We start from the raw sequence: 18,737 nt of genomic DNA, 5'->3' as shown, positions 1-18,737 counted from the left end.
GGCTACCTGAGTTGGAGGTGGGCACTCGCCGCAACGGCCGTCGAGGTGTTCTTGAGCCTGCGTGCCATCTGAGCGTAGGCCACGCACAGTCCAGCCACCGACCAATACACCACGGGGATTACCGTAATACTGCTAACGGTGACGATGGTGATCAGGATCCCGGCCAGTGTCGCCAGCAGTGCACGTCCGAGTCGGCGTGCCTCATCGTCTTCTTTGGGGAAAGAACGAATCCCCTTGCGCAGGCCCTGCAGGACACTGACGAAAAAAACCACGAAAAGTGTCAAGCCAATCAAGCCGAACGACAGCGCTATGCCGATATAGGTATTCACGATATCGATGATTCCCTGGCCTTGAATCATGGACTGCATTTCCGGTGTGCTGCGGAAATTGAAAGAGCCCAGCCAAGGGTTGCGCTGGATAACGATCACGGCGTTATCAATCAAGCGCTGCCGATAGGTGATGTTTTCGACTTCCACCGTGCCGATAAACGGTAGCAGATCAAGCACTTTTTGCCCGCCCGGCACGATGGCCAGCAAGGGAAGTGCGAGGATCCCGGCGACCGCCAGCAGCGTCAGGCGTTTGATCGCTTTGCGGCCAGTGCCGATGAACACGACGATAATGACGGCTGCACCAATCCAGGGGCCACGCGACAGCGGTGCGAACAGACCACCGGCTAGCAACAGTGCGCCGAGGGTGCGCTGTAATTTGCTACGTACTTCCTCCTGCAAGTACAGGTAAAAGCCGATGGACACACTGATGACGAAGCCCAGGGCAATGGCCTGGCCGGTAGTGGCGCTGGCACGTAGTGAGCCACCGCGACTCAAGTAGCCAGGATCCCATTGCATGCCCATGGCGGTAACAACCGCGCTATACAGCTGCCAGTGCTTGGCATATTCGAAGAGACCTATAAGCGACAGCACCATGGCGGCGAGTACAAAACCGAGCAAAGCGTCCTTGAAGTCGCTGAGGTTTTTCAGCGCCCGGCTGGCAACGTAGTAAGGCAAAAAAACTTCGATGAACAGGTAAAGCATTTGGCGCAAGGTGTCGGTGACGGTGGTTTCGCGCAGGAAAAGCAGACTCGTCAGCAGGAGGTAGGCGGCTAACAGTCTGTCAGGCCAGGTGCGCCCGAAAGAGACCGTGTCGGCGCGCCTGCGCAAAGTGAAAAAAGCCGGAAGCAACACGCACAGTGCCAGCACACGAATATGGTTGAGGGAGAAAAAATAGTTGACCAGGCCGAAGCCCGGAATCTCCGCCGTGGCCGGCGGGATGAGAAACAGCAGAAGAAAAAATAGCGCCATCGGATTGCGTTCGCGACTTCGTGCGAAGGTCAAAACGATCGTGGCAATGCCTGCGTACACCCAGAAACTGTGCGAAACAAATGCCAATAGCGTCAATACGAACCACAAGTTGCGCCGACGAGTGAAATTACGGTCGGGAATCAGGTCTGCTGCTGGTCGACGTGCCATGGCAAAAACGATGCCGGTGAGGACCAGAATGACTACTAACGCTCGGAAGTGCTCAGGCATGGATGATTGCACTTATTGATTGTTGATCGACGGCTAGTGGAATGGCTAAACGCGACTATAGTTCGTTTTGAGCCATTGAGTCCGGGGATGATGTTATGTCGTTAGTCGATTCGCCAGCGTTGGGCCTTCGTAAGCGAGCGATCTCTGCCGGCGCATGGAATTTCGGGGCGCTGGTTACCTCTCAAGCCTTTCGCTTGGGCGGCAACCTGATAATGGCCCGTCTGCTGATGCCGGAGATGTTCGGCATCATGATGATCGCCATCACCGTTTCTCTGGTTCTGCACATGCTTTCCGATGCCGGCTTGCGCCAGAACATCATCCAGAGCCCACGTGGCGACGATCCGGTGTTTCTCAATACCATCTGGACCGTGCAGATCGTGCGCGGCTTTATCCTTTTTGCTTCAACACTTCTTCTTGCGGCCCTCGCCTGGTATGCACAGACCATTAATTTGTGGGCGCCCAATTCCACCTACGCCGCCCCCGAGTTGCCGTTGGTGTTGGCCGTGACCAGTTTCTCGGCAATCATTGTTGGTTTTCAGTCGACCAAAATGGACCTGGCAGTGCGCACTTTCCAGCAAAAGAAAGTGGTACTCACCGAGTTTGGTTCTCAGGTCGTCGGGCTGTTGGTCATGCTGGGTATCGGTTACTTCACCAGGTCCATCTGGTCGCTGGTGATTGCAGGTCTGGTCCAGTCGATGGTCAGCACGCTGCTGGGGCATTTCTGGTTTGAAGGCCCTTCCAACCGTCTACGGTGGGAGCGTGCTGCGCTCAATGAATTAGTCGGTTTCGGCCGTTGGATTCTGTTGTCGTCAGCGGTGGGCGTATTGGCCATGTACGGTGATCGCGTCTGGTTCGGCGGCAGCATGACGGCCAGCGAACTGGGCGTTTACTCCATTGCCGTGCTGATTCTGGGCGCTGTTCAGCTTGCGTTGCAAAAGATCGTCGGGGCCGTGGCCTTGCCGGCCTTCAGTGAGGCCTCAAGAACTAATGACACCGTACGGCTCCACGCTTTGTATTACCGCTTGAAATTGATGCTCGATCTTGCCTGCCTGTTTCTCTGTGGACTGTTCCTGACCGGCAGTCCACTGCTCATCGGCATCTTGTACGATGAGCGTTACGCTCAGGCCGGCAACATGATGGCCATTCTTTCACTCTCTTTTTTCACAATGCGCTACCTGTTGGCGAATCAGGTCTGGATTGCCTTGGGACTGACCAAGTACCAGGCCATGGATAACATTATTCGCGCCGTCTCGTTGTGGGTGCTGCTGCCTCTGCTGTTGGCGATTGGCGGGGTCGACTATGCGATTTGGGGCGCAGCCCTGTACACGTTTCCTACGCTTATCCTGGTTTTTTACGTCAATTATCGTCTGGGGCTATTCAGCCTCAAGCGTGAATTGATAGTGCTGCCCATGCTCGCGGTGGGGGCTTTGTGTGGGGAGTTATTGACGGATCTTTTTAAATGGCTTTGATCTGATCTGTTTCTCTCAAGTTTTCAAAGCTGTGGCACAGCGTCGCCATTGAGGTATTGATGGCCGTCGCCAAAGTATGTGGCCTTGATGTGTAGTTGAAATTTTCAACGCAATTTCGATGTCGTGGAGCTTTGAATCATGAGAGCAACTGATTTGAATACCTCTGTGATGGGGCGCAGAAGCTTTCTCCAGGCTTCTGCTCTATTGAGTATTGGAGGACTCATGTTCGGATTTTCAAAAACCGTTGCCCGGCCGTCTGTTGTTAAATCCGAGTTTGTTGTAATCAACGGATGGGTGCTGCCTGCCCAGCATTTTCGGCAAACGCCAGCATGATCAAAGACTACCAATCGCAGAAAGAACTCCGCGATCACTATGACCTCTGCATCATCGGTGGGGGCCCCGCCGGCATTACGCTGGCCTTGCGTTTAGCTGGTAATGGTCGACGTGTGTTGCTTGTCGAGGGTGGAGGGCACGAGTATTCGTCGACTTCGCAGGACCTTTATAAGATTTCATCTTCAGGCCTCGAGATGTACGCCCATGAAACCCGCCTGCGTTACCTCGGTGGGACCTCCAATCACTGGGCCGGGCGATGCCGCCCATTCGAAAAGTCGGACTTTACCGTAGGACCTCCGGGTCCCGTGCCGGGTTGGCCCATCGCCTTTTCCGAGATCGAGCGCAATTTGTCGGCGGCCATGGATATTGTTGATCTTGCGCCGCACTCCGGATTCAAGGCGATCAATGCAAGTCTGGACGGTACCGACTTTGAAGCGGATCGTTTCCTGCTTAGCCCGCCGACGCGATTTGCACAAAAATATGCCAAGGAACTTAATGAGACCGAGGGGCTGGATGTTTTCATCCATTGCAATTGCGTCGATCTTGAGTTCGACAGCAAGACCGGCCGCATCGCAACGATAGTCGTCTCGGACTACCAGTTACATCGAGAGCGAGTTACGGCAAAACGATTCATTCTGGCGACAGGCGGAATCGAGAATGCCAGGCACCTGCTCAACAGCGAGTCCCTGGCGGCTGGCGGTATCGTAAAAAAGGACGGTTTCGTCGGCAGATGCTTCATGGAGCACCTGAACGTCGAGATGGGAAACTTCATCCTGAAAGACGGGCAGGACACAGATGCTCGGCAGGAATACTTCACGACCGATGCATTCGTGATGGCGCACAACTCAGGTAAAGGGAATGTGACGGCCACGCTTGTCTCGGAAGTGAAATCCTATGGACGAATGGCTGCCATCAAAAGCTTTTTCGAGAACCTCATTTGCGAAGTAGGCGCGGAGCGCAAGGTTGAGTTCATCGCCAAGTTCGATTGCCCTGGAGATGGGGTGATCGGCACGTTGATCGAGCAGTTTCCCAACCCCGATAGCAGAATTTCATTGCTCGACGAGCGAGATGCATTGGGGATGAGGAAGGTCGAGATTCATTGGGCGCTAACGCCAGCAGACAGGGAAACCGTCAAGTCCATAGGGCTGGAAGTGGCGAAGTGTTTTGCCGACACAGGGCTGGGCTTCGTCAAGCTGGAAGAATATGTGTATGACGTCGATTTGCCACTGAGGCTCAATCCCCATGCCCATCATATGGGGACCACGCGGATGGCGAGTTCGCCAGAGTTTGGTGTGGTCGATGAGAACTGCAAAGTGTTTGGTGTTGAGAATCTTTACGTTGCGGGCAGCAGTGTGTTCTCTACAGGCGGTGCCTGTAACCCCACGATGCCTCTTTTGCAACTTGCTTTAAGGCTGGCAGAACATCTCAACCATCAGATGGGGCCCGGGGTGGGCAGGTATTCCTGAGCGCGGCGCAGGTGGATTATTGGAGTGTTGGATTTTAGGGAAGCGTCTACGCTTAGGGTAGTGGTAATGAAGAATCAGGGTGTATCTAACCTTGGCACAGGTGTCTATCGCTGAATCAATGAGGCTGACAGGATGATTGGTCTACTAAAACGCACTATTGCTTATATTGCAAAAACAACGGGGTATGGGACTCCGCTCTATAAAAAATTCTGTAAACCGGACGGGTATGAATGGGCTAAACATATGGTTCGGTGGGGGGGGCTGCACTCCATCGGTCAAGGCGTATGGATCAATCCTGCTGCCAACATACCTGACCCTTCACTAGTACGACTCGGAAATAATGTAGGTTTATCTTGTTGCACGCTGTTCGGCCACGATGGAGTAGTCGGCATGCTCGAGGTGGTCTTTGATAGAAAACTTGATTCTGTCGGTCCTGTCGACATTCTTGATAATTGTTTTATCGGCTATGGCGCTATGATCTTACCGCGTGTGACTGTTGGCCCTAATTCGATTGTCGCAGCCGGTGCTGTAGTCGTAAAAGATGTTCCGCCTGGGGTGGTGGTTGCGGGTAATCCAGCCAAGGTTATTTGTACGCTGGAAGAGGTGTTGGCGAAAGTCGAAGAGCGTAGTGCCACTTATCCGTGGATTGACCTTATCAGGCAGCGCAGTGGTGTATACGACTCGGAACTTGAACCGACGCTCATAAAAATGAGAGCGGAATACTTTTTTGGCGCGCGATCCAATGGTTAGTGCTCCTCTTGACGTATTGGTAGTCAATTACAATACAGCGGAGTTGTTGCAACCGATGTTTAATGCGTTACGCCAGTCAAATAGCGTGAATCGCACGCGCTATTTGGTGGTGGATAATGCCTCTGTCGATAATTCGCTGGAATGTCTGGCAACTATCTGTCCAGAGGCAGTGCAACTCGCCAATGAAAATAATGTTGGCTTTGGGCGTGCCAATAATCAATTGGTTGAACACCTGCAGGGCAAGTATGCGTTGCTCCTCAATACCGATGCCTTTGTGGCCGCGGATACGCTGAGCAAGACGCTCGACTACATGGAGACTCATCCTGATTGCGGTGTCCTCGGCGTTCGATTGGTTGGACGTGAGGGTGATTTGCAGCCCTCCTGTCGCTATTTTCCAACACCGTTAAATGTCTTCCTTTCGCATACAGGGCTTGAACGTTTTGTCCCTGTGGTGAAAAGAATCGACGACATGGCCTGGGACCATGCTTCGGTGCGTGAGTGCGACTGGGTGCCCGGGTGCTATTACCTGATCCGTCGTGAAGTCATCGACGAGGTTGGCTTGTTCGATCCGCGCTACTTCCTTTATTTCGAAGAGATCGATCACTGCAAACGCGTTAAACAGGCAGGCTGGAAGGTCGTTTACTACCCGCATACCACGGTGGTGCATATCGGCGGTGAAAGTGCCAAGTCTGTTGACAAGCTCAATGCGGATAATCGCCAGTTACCTACGTTACAAATCGAAAGTCAGCTGTTGTACTTTCGCAAGCACTACGGTCTGCCTGGTTTGGCCTCACATATGCTGCTGGTGAGTCTGGGGGATCTGATTGTGGCGCTCAAGGCGTTATTGAAAGGCCGCGGTCGGGCCGCTTTAGCAGCGTGTTGGCAGCATACTCGTGTGACCTGGGCGTTGTTGCGTGACACCAAATTCGCTAGCCAACCAACACGGTAGAGCCAGTTATGTTCGAAAACATACGTGCGGATTTACGTGCATACGGCGGAGATTGGGGGGCTCAGGGGTTTTGGGTGATGGTGGTTTATCGTTTTGGGCGCTGGCGTTACGGTGTGCGACCGGCCCTGTTACGCAAGCTGTTCTCCTTTATATACAAAGTGCTCTTCAAGCTGATGCAGATCGTCACGGGTATCGAATTGCCCTGTGAGGTGGTGGTCGGGCGCAACTTCGTCATCGATCATTTCGGCGGAATCGTCATCAGCGGCTATGCGCAATTCGGCGATGATTGCCGTATCCGCAATGGTGTCGTTGTAGGCCTCAAGAATGTGAATGAGCCGATTGCTCCGGTGATGGGTAACAATGTTGATATCGGGGCAGGGGCCAAGGTGCTGGGCAATATCCGCATCGGTAACAATGTCGTGATTGGTGCCAATGCGGTGGTGCTGACCGATGTACCGGACGACTCGGTGGCAGTGGGCGTGCCGGCGACTATCAAGAAAAGGAAATACGCAGAATCGAGGGAGTTCTCATGAACCACCCGATGGATTACTTCAATTGCGTCGCTGAGTGAACGCCATGGTTATGGGGATGGGTGTCGTTGTTATCGGTCGCAACGAAGGCCTACGACTTGAGCGTTGCCTGACTTCCCTCGTCGGTTCGGCGCAGAAGGTTGTATATGTCGACTCTGGATCAACGGACGATTCAGTGCAGACGGCACTCAGGCTTGGGGTCGATGTGGTTGAGTTGGATATGACGATTCCCTTTACGGCTGCGCGTGCACGCAATGAAGGATTTGCCTGCCTGAAACGCTCATTGCCGCAGATGAGTTATGTGCAGTTCGTCGACGGTGATTGCGAGGTGGTCGGCGGTTGGCTCCCCCGGGCGCAGGCCTTTCTTGATAAGCATCCTGACGTCGCGGTGGTCTGCGGACGGCGCCGTGAACGTTTTCCGCAGCACTCGGTTTACAACCTGCTGTGTGATTTCGAATGGGATACGCCGGTAGGCGAGGCCAAGGCATGTGGTGGCGATGCGCTGATGCGGGCCGACGCCTTTGCCGAAGCATCCGGGTTTCGACCGGGACTTATTGCCGGGGAAGAGCCTGAATTGTGCGTGCGTCTGCGCGGGAATGGCTGGAAGGTCTGGCGTCTGGGCGAGGAAATGACCTTGCATGATGCAACCATGACCCGGTTCGGCCAATGGTGGCAGCGTACCCTGCGCGGTGGTTATGCCTTTGCCGAGGGCGCATTTTTACATGGGGCCGCACCGGAGCAACATTGGTTGCGCGAGTCACGCCGTGCCTGGTTCTGGGGATTGGGTGTCCCGCTGGCAACTGTTATCGCGAGTTTGGTGGCGGGGTGGTTTGGGCTGCTTGTGCTGCTGGTCTATCCACTGCAAGTCGTGCGCCTCGCCCGCAGGGGCGACAGATCCACACGCGAGAACTGGCTGCGGGCTTTTTTTCTCGTGCTGGGGAAATTTCCCGAGATGCTCGGGCAAGTCAAGTTTCTACTGAACAGATTCGGCGCCAGCAAGACGGCGTTGATCGAATACAAGTGAGACTTATATGAATAATTGGGTGATAGTAAAAAGTGTATTTTTTTTACATGCCGGGTACTCTTTAAGGGCGTTGAATAATAAGTTTAAGATGCTGGTGCTGGTTGTAAAAAACTGGTCCGAACTTAAGTTGTTTTGCGGGCGTATGTCGAGCGCCTTGGGTAAGTCCGGTGTCGAGAAATTAGGCGGGGATTGTGTCGGCGTTGTTCATTGGCCCTACATCAGCAGAAACTGGGGCCCGAAGAATAAACTTGGCGTGTTGGCCTCGCATTACGAAGTGGTCACCCAACGCTGTCCGCAACTATTGCTGTTGGGGCGAAATGAAAGTTTGCTGCTGAGTGATTTATCGGAGTTTGCTGATGGCTGCTCCCTGGTGCTGGATCGTCCCTTCTGGTTTATGCGTGAAGGGGAATTGGTGCTGAACTTGTTTCAGGGGGATCTGCGCATTGCATCTATAGCATTTACTTTGTGTCGTACAGACACTGAACTATGTATTTTTATTGGCGCCGTTCAGGGGATACATAAAGGCGTCGACAGTGAACTGTCGTTGAGTATCTACAGGGACCTGACAAAAGACTTTGAAGGTCTTCGACCAAGAAGCTTTCTGATTGAAGTCATTAAATACATTGCCATTAACATCGGTGTTGAGAAAATTTACGCAGTAGGGGACGGGTATCGCCACCATCGTCATCCGTATTTTGGCGCTCACAAAGCTCTGGAACTGGCGGCAAATTACGATGTGATCTGGTTAGAGCATGGCGCGACGCCGTCAGAGCGCGAAGATTTTTTTGAGATTCCAATGGTTCTGTCCAGGAAACCGCTCGACAGTATTGCGTCAAAAAAACGCGCCATGTATCGCCGGCGCTATGAGCTGCTGGACGACACTTTTAAAAAGATAGACAGCGTGTTGATAGGTAGTTATTGCAGTAACCGTGAAGCTGGTTGAGGTTCCTGCTACCTGTACTACTGTGGGATTGCTTGCAGTAATAATCCACCGCAACGACAACTAAGTCTGGTTCCTATGCGCATCGCCTATTTCATCAATCAATACCCCAAAGTCAGCCATAGTTTCATTCGCCGGGAGATTTTGGCGTTGGAACGTCAGGGGTTTGTGGTGCAGCGCATTGCTCTGCGTGGCTGGGATGCCGAATTGGTGGATGCCGAGGACGTGTCTGAACGCGATAAAACCCAGTATGTGCTGGAGGGCGGAGTCAAAGCGCTGTTAGTGCCTGTGCTGCAGGTATTGCGCGCCCAGCCGCGACGTTTTTTTTCGGCGCTGTGGCTGGCGCTGCGCATGAGCCAGCGTGCCGATCGCCCCTGGCCATACCATTTGGTTTATTTATCCGAGGCGTGTGGTGTGCTGATGTGGTTGCAGGCGTTTGGAGCCGAGCACGTGCATGCGCATTTCGGCACCAACTCAACCGAGGTGGTGATGCTGGCCAATGTACTCGGTGGGCCAGCGTACAGTTTTACCGTGCACGGGCCGGAAGAGTTCGACAAACCGCAGTTTATTCATTTGGGCGAGAAAGTCCGGCGCGCGGCTTTTGTCGCGGCGATCAGTTCTTATGGGCGTAGCCAGCTGTTTCGCTGGGTGGCTCATGCGCATTGGCCAAGAGTAAAGGTGGTGCACTGCGGGCTGGAGCGGGCGTTTCACGATGTGCCGGCCGTTGCCGTGCCATCTGCGCCGCGGTTGGTTTGCGTCGGTCGTTTGTGTGAGCAAAAGGGACAACTGTTGTTGCTTGAGGCTGTCCGCAGCCTGGCAGCACAAGACGTGGAGTTCGAACTGGTACTGGCGGGTGATGGGGAAATGCGCGCAGAAATCGAAAGCCTGATTGCACGGCATGGCTTGCAAGCACGGGTGCGAATTACCGGCTGGATCAGCAGCGATCAGGTGCGGGCGGAAATTCTCGCGGCGCGGGCCTTGGTGTTGCCGAGTTTCGCCGAGGGGTTGCCAGTGGTCATCATGGAAGCCATGGCGTTGCGCCGACCAGTATTGACGAGCTATGTGGCAGGGATTCCCGAGTTGGTACAACAGGGTGTGAACGGTTGGTTGTTTCCCGCGGGAGCCGTGGATGAATTGGCGGCGGCGCTGGCGGACTGCCTCGCGCAACCTGTCGAGGTGTTGCAGCGGATGGGCGAGGCGGCTTATCAGAGAGTGCTGGAGCGACACGACATCGACATCGAAGCGGCCAAGTTGGCTAATTTGTTCAGGGCGCAAGCATGACTACATTACTTGGTTGGCTGTTCAGCTCACTGCTGATGCTCATCCTCCTGCCGGTGTTGGTGCTGTTTGTGCAGGTGTTGATGGCCTGCCTGCCTGCGCGTTCGCCTGCGTCGGCGCAAGGCTCGCGACCGCGGGTGGCGGTGTTGATACCGGCACACGATGAATCCTCGGTCATCGTCGCGACGTTGAATAGCATTCGGCCGCAGTTGCTTTCGGGTGATCGCCTGCTGGTGGTAGCGGATAACTGTTCTGACGACACGGCGGCGCTGGCCCGCACGGCGGGCGCCGAGGTGGTGGAGCGCAGCAATGCTCAGCAGCGTGGCAAGGGTTATGCGGTGGACTGTGGGGTACGTCATTTGGCCAGCGATGCGCCGGACGTCATGATTGTTGTCGATGCGGACTGCCAGGTGGCCGAGGGCTCAATTGAGCGTTTGGCCATCCGTTGCATCGACTCAGGGCGGCCAGCGCAAGCTCTTAATTTAATGCTTGCTCCGGCAGGTTCCGGGCTAAAAGTGCGGCTTGCCGAGTTTGCCTGGTGTGTGAAGAATCGGGTACGGCCGCAGGGTTGGACCCGACTAGGTTTGCCCTGTCAGCTAATGGGCACGGGAATGGCTTTCGTCTGGCAGGATCTGACGTTGATCAATTTGGCCAGTGGCCACATCGTTGAAGATTTGAAGATGGGCCTGGATTTATGCCGAAACGGCAAGCCGCCGGTGTTCTGCCCCGATGCTCTGGTGACCAGTTACTTTCCGCGCAGCGATGAAGGCTTAACGACCCAGCGTACGCGCTGGGAACATGGTCATTTAGGCGTAATTCTTGGGGACACGCCAAAGTTGCTGGTCGAGTCGCTTGGCCAGCGTAACTGGCGTCTGCTGGCGATGACCCTGGATTTGCTGGTCCCTCCGTTGGCCTTATTGACGTTGGCCTTGGCGGCGGCATTTGTTCTGTCATGGTTGGTCTTTCTACTGTCCGGAGCGTTGGCGCCCGCATTGATAGCTTCTTGCGGGGTGGCAATTTTGGGTGTGGCTATCTTGCTGGCATGGAGCCAATTTGGTCGCGGGATTATTTCTTTTTCAGCCTTGATGTATGCGCCGTTCTACGCGATGAGGAAAATCCCGCTGTATCTCGGGTTTTTGCTCAAACGCCAGGTTGAATGGGTGCGGTCGAAGCGAGATGACAGCTAATGCGCGCTTTATCCTGGCAGCACAGCTGGCAAACGATTACCCGGAAACTCAGGGTGGTCAGCGATGCTGATGACGAGCAAGCATTGATTGATGCGTTATCCAGACCTGACGTAACGACAGTGCTCGGGTTCGCCAATGCCCATGCCATGAATCTGGTGGCGGCCAACCCCGACTACTTCAACGCCCTGTTGGCTACGGACGTGTTACTACGGGATGGCTCCGGCATGGCTATTCTGTTTCGTCGCCTCGGCCTGGAGCCGGGGTTGAATATGAATGGCACCGATTTCATTCCCAAGTTATTGGCCGCGTTCAAGGGCCGTCGCGTGGCTTTCTGGGGTACTGAAGAGCCCTTTCTGGCCAACGCGGTGCAGCGAAGCGAAGCGATATTTGCGGTCAATGTCGTCTCTGCTCACCATGGTTTTGCGTCGGTGGATACCTATGTAAACCTTGCCCGGCAGTTTCAGCCGGAACTGGTTGTGCTGGGTATGGGCATGCCCAAGCAGGAAGCCGTTGCTGCGAGGTTAGCCGCCAGTGGCGCGCCCTGTCTGGTCGTGTGCGGAGGGGCGATCCTGGATTTTCTCGGCGGCAAAGTCACTCGTGCTCCGCAGTGGGTGCGGCGTCTCGGTTGTGAGTGGGTGTTCAGGCTGATAGGTGAGCCAAAGCGCTTATTCAGACGCTATGTGCTGGGTAATCCGATGTTCTTGTTGCGTACATTGATCTACAGGGACAAGGGCAGGGGTAATGCGTAAGTTCATATCCGTTTGGCGGTCTTTTTAAATAACCTCCATTGTTCCGGGGGAACCCTGAATGGCCTTGAGATCGCCCAGACACTCGAGAATGGCTAGTAGGCATGTTTGCCGGAGAAGGCAAACACCGTTCGTAAAAGGATGACGAAATCGAGCCATAGCGACCAGTTGTTGATGTACTCGATGTCCGAGTCAACACGCCGAATCATCTGGTCTATATCCTTCGTTTCGCCTCGATAGCCACGTACCTGAGCCAGGCCTGTGATGCCCGGCTTAATGTTGTGGCGCGCAAAGTAGCCCGAGACATCGGGCGAGTACTGCACATCGTGTTGGATAGCGTGCGGGCGAGGCCCCACCAGGGACATTTCCCCCATCAAGACGTTAAATAACTGCGGTAGTTCATCCAGGCTGGTTCGCCGAATAAAGGCCCCAACCCTGGTCATGCGCGGGTCGTTCTTTTGCGCCTGTTTGACGATGCCGTCTTCATCCTGATGGACGACCATGCTTCTGAACTTCCAGATCCGAAAAGCTTCCCCACTCCAGCCCATCCGCTGCTGACGAAAGAATATCGGGCCGGGGCTATCGAGCTTGATGGCAATGGCGACGACTACCAGGACGGGCGCTGCAAGAACCAAAATGAGAAAGGCCAGGACTTTGTCCTCAAGGTTCTTCAGAAACAGGCGCATCCCCATCAGCGGAGTTTCAGACAGGGTCAGGACGGGAATGCCGGCAATTTCGCGAACGCTGTGGTTGATCAGGCGCAACGAGAAAATGTCAGGCACCCAGTTAACAGAGATGTGTTTATCAAACAGCCTTAAGTAAACATCCTGGATGACCTCTGAGCCACCCAGAGGGGTCACGAAATAGACGGTACGAATGGCATGTTTGACAACTAACTCATCAAGGTCGGCGATATCGCCCAGGATCGACAGACGCTGAGCGCCTTCCAGACTTTCCTTTCCCCGGTCATCGTCCGCGCCAATCAACACACAGCCAACTATGCGCTCGCCGAGCCAAGGGTTATTGCTGATTTTCTTGTGAAGATAGCTGGCCAGTTCGCCCGAGCCAATGATGAGCGAGTTTTCCAATTGAGTCGGATGGGCCAAAAACTTTTTTTGCATCTCGCGGGTCGCGAGGTGCAAAAGCAACTGAGCAAAATATCCAACAACGAATAACTGCCCGACCAATAAACGCGAGTACTGTTCGCTTTGCTTGGTAAGAAAGGCCATGGCAACGAGAAAGCCAAACGTGGCAGTCCATGCTTTCAAAAGCTTGAAGGCTTTGACGGTAAAACCGACATTGCTGCGGTAAATGGCGTAGTGGTCGTACACGACGGCTAAAGCCCCCAGCAGCAACAGGAGCAGGATGACATAGGACTGCGTTATGAAGCCGATATGATAATTGATCAAAAACCATGCAACACCGGTCACCGCAACACAATCGAGACCCGCCTGGACAACGATACTGGTGCTGCTTCTTCGCTGGAGAACGGAACGGGTACTGTTGGGCTCAAATATCATATTTAGACCTCATGTCTGCTGCCCCCTCGCGCTCGATGACGCGATTCAGTTCATGCAGCCCTCGCTTGAGAGCATTGGCGTCACCGTGATCAGCCACCCACCTTCGAAAATGACAAGCGTTGGGGGCATGTGGGGGCGCGTGCTATCACTTTAGCAGTGCTGTGAAATCATTCACTGGAACTGCTTGGTTCTGCGTAGTTTAGTAGAACCTTGCGCACGCATTTGCTTGATCAGTTCGGCGCGGGTGCCGGGGAGGTAGAACATGTTTTTTGCGCAAATACCGCCATGTCGTCAGCGCGCCAAGACTGATAATTCGCCAGCGTGCTGTTGTTCGCCTTGCAATCAATCGGGGAGGGAGTTCGAGTGGGGTCGTGCAGTATTCGAGGCTTGCACCGAGCTGGAATCTGCGTGCATTGCGCACTGATTCCATCGCACTAAAACGAGGCGGCGCCATAATCGGCGCCGCCTTCGTTTGGGTCGATCAGACGCGTTCGAACAACACGGCGATGCCTTGGCCGCCGCCGATGCACATGGTTGCCAGGGCATAACGACCCTGAACACGCTGCAGTTCATGAATCGCCTTGGTGGCGATAATCGCACCGGTCGCGCCCACCGGGTGGCCCAGAGAAATCCCCGAACCGTTCGGGTTGACCTTCTCCGGGTCGAAGCCCAGCTCCTGCGCCACGGCACACGCCTGGGCCGCGAATGCTTCGTTGGATTCGATGACATCCAGGTCGGCAACGGTCAGGCCGGCGCGTTTGAGGACCAGACGGGTGGCGGGAATCGGTCCCAACCCCATCAGCTCGGGTTCCACGCCGGCATGGGCATAACCGACCAGTCGGGCGATGGGCTTGAGGCCTTGGTCGAGAACCATCTGACCCGTGGCCAGGATCAATGCACCGGCACCATCGTTGAGGCCGGACGCGTTGCCGGCGGTGACGCTGCCGTCTTTTTTGAAGGCCGGCTTCATCTTGCCCAATTGCTCGGCATTGACCTCGGCGCGGACATGCTCGTCCGTCGCAAACGTCACGGTGCCTTTGCGCGATGCCACTTCGATCGGCACGATCTGGTCGGTAAATCGCCCTTCGGCAATCGCCCGGGCCGCTCGTTGCTGGCTGAGCAGCGCCAACTCATCCTGAGCCTGACGAGTGATGCCATAGCGCTCGGCGATGTTTTCCGCAGTAATGCCCATGTGGAAACCGCCAAACGGATCCTGCAGAACACCGAGCACGTAGTCGATGGCTTGCATATCGCCCATGCGTGCACCCCAGCGTGCCTGCGGCAACAGATAGGTCCCGCGGCTCATGGATTCGACGCCACCCGCCAGCGCAGCCCCGGCGTCCCCGAGCATCAAACTTTGAGCGGCACTGACAATGGCCTGCAAACCAGAACCGCAGAGACGGTTGACGTTGAAGGCGGGCGTCTCTTTCGGCAGGCCGGCATTCATCGCCACGGCACGAGAGATGTAGGCATCACGTGCTTCCGTCGGGATCACATGCCCCATCACCACGTGACCGATGTGTTCAGGCGCCAGCCCCGAACGTTCAATGGCGGCGCGGCAAACATCAGTCGCCAATTGAATGGGCGGCACATCTTTGAGCGAACCGCCAAAGCTGCCGATAGCGGAGCGGACGGCGCTGATGACAAAAATGTCGGATGGGTTCATGCGGGTTCCCCTGGAACAGTCCTGGATTCAAGTGTGCTTTTGCACTGTTATTTGGAGTGAGTCTAGACACCGTGATGATTTTGGCCTATGCCAAAACTGCTCAAGGGGGGTGGCGTTTTTGGCCATTTCAGTTGAAGTCGCTTTTTGATCTCTTCGTGGTCCGTAAGCTGTTCACTCACTCTCCCAATGGCCAAGGCTTTCTGGTTCCCGGGATCTTGTACAACCACCCGGTTGTCATGAAATGAAAAGCCATTGTCGTCTGATGAGAAGCGACCCTGCAGACGTCGTCCTACAGTCCAATCAGCGCAATTCGACGCAGCACGCCCATCTTAAAGATTGGAGAATAAGAAAAATGGCCAAAGCCGTACGCTTCTACGAAACCGGTGGTCCCGAAGTCCTCCGCTATGAGGAGGTCGAAGTTGGCGACCCCGGTCCAGGCCAGGTTCGTCTTCGTCATGTGGCGGTCGGCCTGAACTATGCCGACACCTACTTTCGCAACGGCACTTACCCGATCCCGATGCCCAACGGCATGGGGGTTGAAGCGTCCGGTGTGGTCCAGGCCATCGGCGAGGGGGTTACCAATGTCCGTGTAGGCGATCGCGTCACCTACACCGGGTTTCTCAATACCTTGGGGGCCTACAGCACCGAACGCCTGATCCCGGCCGCGCCGTTGATCAAGCTGCCGGAAACCATCAGTTTCGAGACCGCCGCCGCCATGACCATGCGCGGCCTGACCTCTTCGTACCTGATGCGGCGCATTTACGATTTCAAGGCTGGCGACAGCATTCTGCTGCACGCCGCTGCCGGTGGTGTGGGCCTGATCGTTTCGCAGTGGGCCAAGCTGCTCGGCCTGACCGTCATCGGCACCGTGTCCACCGCGGTCAAGGGTGAAATTGCCCTGGCCCATGGCTGCGACCATGTCATCAATTACAGCCACGAAGATGTCGCCCAGCGCGTGCGCGAGTTGACTGATGGCGTGGGGGTCAACGTGGTGTTCGACAGCGTCGGCAAGAACACCTTCATGGGTTCGCTGGATTCGCTCAAGCGTCGTGGCCTGATGGTGTGCGTCGGCACGGCATCCGGTCCGATCCCGGCCTTCGACCCGGTAATGCTGGCGATGAAAGGCTCGCTGTTCATGACGCGTCCGGCCCTGGCCGATTACATTTCCGACCCCGCGGAAAAAGCGGCCCTGGCTGGCGAATTGTTCGACCACGTTGGTAGCGGTCGGATCAAGATCGAGATCAACCAGCACTATGCTTTGCAGGATGCCGTGCAGGCCCATCGCGACCTGGAATCACGCAAAACCACGGGCTCTTCGATTTTCGTCATTTAAGGGAGTTGTCCGCCATGAAAGTCGAACAATTGACCTGCAGCATTGGCGCCGAACTGATCGGCGTCAACCTCGCCGACGCGGTGCATGACGACGGTCTTTTTGCCGAGATTCGTGCTCAGTTGCTCAAGCATCGAGTGGTGTTCCTGCGCGATCAGGACATCACTCGTGCCGAGCACGTGGCTTTCGCCCGCCGCTTCGGTGAGTTGGAGGACCATCCGGTGGCTGGCAGTGATCCGGATCATCCCGGGCTGGTGCGCATCTACAAGAACCCGGACCAGCCGATGGACCGCTACGAAAACGCCTGGCACACCGATGCGACCTGGCGCGAAGCACCGCCGATGGGCTGCGTGCTGCGCTGCGTAGAATGCCCTCCGGTGGGCGGCGACACCATGTGGGCCAACATGGTCGAGGCCTATGCGCGCTTGCCAGAGGACGTGAAGGTGAAGATTGCCGACCTGCGCGCCCGCCACAGCATCGAAGCGAGTTTCGGTGCCGCCATGCCAATCGAAAAGCGTCTGGCGCTCAAGGCGATGTATCCGGATGCCGAGCACCCGGTGGTGCGTACCCACCCGGAAACCGGGGAGAAGGTGCTGTTCGTCAACGCCTTCACCACGCACTTGAGCAACTACCACACCCCCGAGCGGGTGCGCTTCGGCCAGGACGCCAACCCTGGCGCGAGCGAGTTGCTGCGCTACCTGATCAGCCAGGCCTACATCCCCGAGTATCAGGTGCGCTGGCGCTGGAAACCCAACAGCATCGCCATCTGGGACAACCGCAGCACCCAGCACTACGCCGTCATGGATTACCCGCCGTGCCATCGCAAGATGGAGCGTGCCGGGATCATCGGCGACAAGACCTACTGATCGACCGCAACTGCATTCGCACTCGTAAACACGCCTGCCCGGCACGATCCCGGGTGGGCGCGACAATCATAAGAACAGGAGTAACTCATGCAATTCTTCGACGATTCCCTGCACCCGGAAAACATGGAAAAGGTGGTGATCACCGTGGCCCCGTACGGCCCGGAATGGATGCCTGAAGACTTCCCCGAAGACATCCCGCTGACCATGGACGAACAGGTGCAAAAAGCGGTCGAATGTTACGAGGCCGGTGCCACCGTCCTGCACTTGCACGTTCGCGAGCTGGACGGCAAGGGTTCCAAGCGCCTGTCCAAATTCAACGAGTTGATCGCCGGCGTGCGTGAAGCCGTGCCGGACATGATCATCCAGGTCGGTGGCTCGATTTCCTTTGCGCCGGAAAGCGATGGCGAAGCCGCCAAGTGGCTGTCTGACGATACCCGGCACATGCTGGCCGAGCTGACGCCAAAACCGGATCAGGTCACGGTGGCCATCAACACCACCCAGATGAACATCATGGAGCTGCTGTATCCGGAATACCTGGAAGGCACGTCCCTGGCCAATCCGCTGTATCAGGCCGCCTACAGCGAAATGACCGTTCCGGCAGGCCCGGCCTGGGTCGCCGAGCACCTCAAGCGTCTGATGGACAACGGCATCCAGCCGCACTTCCAGCTGACGGGCATGCATGCCATGGAAACCCTCGAGCGTCTGGTGCGCAGGGGCGTCTACAAGGGCCCGTTGAACCTGACCTGGATCGGTATCGGCGGCGGTTTCGATGGCCCCAATCCGTTTAACTTCTTCAACTTCATCCACCGCGCGCCAGACGGTTGCACCCTGACCTCCGAGTCGCTGCTGAAAAACGTCATGCCGTTCAACACCATGTCGATGGCCATGGGTATGCACCCGCGTGTGGGCAATGAAGACACTATCATTGATCACAAGGGCGATCGTTTCGGCTCGGTTGCGCAGATCAAGCAGACCGTGCGCATCGCTCATGAGCTGGGTCGCGAAATCGCCACGGGTAAAGAAGCCCGTGAGATCTACCGCATCGGTGTGCAGTACCAAAGCATCGAAGAAACCCTGTTGGCCAATGGCATGGCCCCCAACCGCAAGGCCGGGCAGAAAGGTGTGCCGCAACGCGGCTGATCGGCAGACGAAGCGGG

17 protein-coding genes are annotated in these 18,737 nt (G+C 55.8%); 14 read left to right on the top strand and 3 right to left on the bottom strand.

Annotated elements, in window-relative coordinates:
- Positions 1–2 precede the first annotated feature (2 nt).
- Positions 3–1,526, bottom strand: coding sequence for an O-antigen ligase family protein (locus AC3WP4_RS01420; RefSeq protein WP_102614237.1), 1,524 nt, complete (start codon positions 1,524–1,526; stop codon positions 3–5).
- Between the two features lie 95 nt (positions 1,527–1,621).
- Between AC3WP4_RS01420 and AC3WP4_RS01415 the strand changes: the two genes are divergently transcribed.
- From AC3WP4_RS01415 to AC3WP4_RS01365, 11 genes are all read left to right on the top strand, one after another.
- Positions 1,622–2,995: an oligosaccharide flippase family protein gene (locus AC3WP4_RS01415; protein ID WP_102614238.1), complete on the top strand. Its 1,374-nt coding sequence runs from the start codon at positions 1,622–1,624 to the stop codon at positions 2,993–2,995.
- Between the two features lie 138 nt (positions 2,996–3,133).
- Entirely contained in the window at positions 3,134–3,328 is a 195-nt protein-coding gene (locus tag AC3WP4_RS01410; protein ID WP_102614239.1) for a hypothetical protein, read from the top strand.
- Entirely contained in the window at positions 3,325–4,794 is a 1,470-nt protein-coding gene (locus AC3WP4_RS01405) for an FAD-dependent oxidoreductase (protein ID WP_102614240.1), read from the top strand. The genes AC3WP4_RS01410 and AC3WP4_RS01405 overlap by 4 nt, the downstream gene beginning before the upstream one ends.
- Positions 4,795–4,926: 132 nt before the next feature.
- A complete protein-coding gene (locus AC3WP4_RS01400) occupies positions 4,927–5,544 on the top strand; it encodes an acyltransferase (protein WP_074877768.1) in 618 nt (205 codons plus the stop codon).
- Positions 5,537–6,493, top strand: coding sequence for a glycosyltransferase family 2 protein (locus AC3WP4_RS01395; RefSeq protein WP_102614241.1), 957 nt, complete (start codon positions 5,537–5,539; stop codon positions 6,491–6,493). The genes AC3WP4_RS01400 and AC3WP4_RS01395 overlap by 8 nt, the downstream gene beginning before the upstream one ends.
- 8 nt (positions 6,494–6,501) lie before the next feature.
- A complete protein-coding gene (locus tag AC3WP4_RS01390; RefSeq protein WP_074877765.1) occupies positions 6,502–7,026 on the top strand; it encodes a serine O-acetyltransferase in 525 nt (174 codons plus the stop codon).
- Between the two features lie 43 nt (positions 7,027–7,069).
- Positions 7,070–8,047 carry a glycosyltransferase family 2 protein gene (locus tag AC3WP4_RS01385; protein ID WP_074877763.1) on the top strand — a complete coding sequence of 326 codons (978 nt, stop codon included), beginning with the start codon at positions 7,070–7,072 and terminating at the stop codon, positions 8,045–8,047.
- A gap of 7 nt (positions 8,048–8,054) precedes the next feature.
- Positions 8,055–8,990, top strand: a complete 936-nt coding sequence (locus tag AC3WP4_RS01380; RefSeq protein ID WP_102614242.1) for a DUF535 family protein — start codon at positions 8,055–8,057, stop codon at positions 8,988–8,990.
- Between the two features lie 75 nt (positions 8,991–9,065).
- Entirely contained in the window at positions 9,066–10,268 is a 1,203-nt protein-coding gene (locus AC3WP4_RS01375; RefSeq protein ID WP_102614243.1) for a glycosyltransferase, read from the top strand.
- Positions 10,265–11,452 carry a glycosyltransferase family 2 protein gene (locus tag AC3WP4_RS01370; RefSeq protein WP_102614244.1) on the top strand — a complete coding sequence of 396 codons (1,188 nt, stop codon included), beginning with the start codon at positions 10,265–10,267 and terminating at the stop codon, positions 11,450–11,452. The genes AC3WP4_RS01375 and AC3WP4_RS01370 overlap by 4 nt, the downstream gene beginning before the upstream one ends.
- Entirely contained in the window at positions 11,452–12,201 is a 750-nt protein-coding gene (locus AC3WP4_RS01365) for a WecB/TagA/CpsF family glycosyltransferase (protein ID WP_074877756.1), read from the top strand. Before AC3WP4_RS01370 ends, AC3WP4_RS01365 begins: the two co-directional genes overlap by 1 nt.
- A 92-nt stretch (positions 12,202–12,293) precedes the next feature.
- Here the strand turns inward: AC3WP4_RS01365 and AC3WP4_RS01360 are convergent, their stop codons facing one another.
- Entirely contained in the window at positions 12,294–13,718 is a 1,425-nt protein-coding gene (locus AC3WP4_RS01360) for an undecaprenyl-phosphate glucose phosphotransferase (RefSeq protein WP_074877754.1), read from the bottom strand.
- 481 nt (positions 13,719–14,199) lie between these two features.
- Entirely contained in the window at positions 14,200–15,384 is a 1,185-nt protein-coding gene (locus AC3WP4_RS01355) for an acetyl-CoA C-acyltransferase family protein (protein WP_102614245.1), read from the bottom strand.
- Between the two features lie 352 nt (positions 15,385–15,736).
- Here AC3WP4_RS01355 and AC3WP4_RS01350 point away from each other — a divergent pair, with 352 nt between their 5' ends.
- The 3 genes from AC3WP4_RS01350 to AC3WP4_RS01340 all read left to right on the top strand — a co-directional run bounded on the left by AC3WP4_RS01350 (position 15,737) and on the right by AC3WP4_RS01340 (position 18,720).
- Positions 15,737–16,717 carry a quinone oxidoreductase family protein gene (locus AC3WP4_RS01350; RefSeq protein ID WP_074877750.1) on the top strand — a complete coding sequence of 327 codons (981 nt, stop codon included), beginning with the start codon at positions 15,737–15,739 and terminating at the stop codon, positions 16,715–16,717.
- A 14-nt stretch (positions 16,718–16,731) separates the two neighbouring features.
- On the top strand, positions 16,732–17,580 hold the full coding sequence (locus AC3WP4_RS01345) for a TauD/TfdA dioxygenase family protein (RefSeq protein WP_008020209.1): 849 nt from the start codon (positions 16,732–16,734) through the stop codon (positions 17,578–17,580).
- Positions 17,581–17,667: 87 nt separating this feature from the next.
- Positions 17,668–18,720 carry a beta-keto acid cleavage family enzyme gene (locus tag AC3WP4_RS01340; RefSeq protein WP_008155072.1) on the top strand — a complete coding sequence of 351 codons (1,053 nt, stop codon included), beginning with the start codon at positions 17,668–17,670 and terminating at the stop codon, positions 18,718–18,720.
- Positions 18,721–18,737 lie beyond the last annotated feature (17 nt).

The sequence above is a fragment of the Pseudomonas sp. FW305-20 genome (assembly GCF_058788075.1).
Note: the sequence above shows the minus strand (reverse complement) of the source record. Positions and strands in the feature narration are given on the sequence as shown.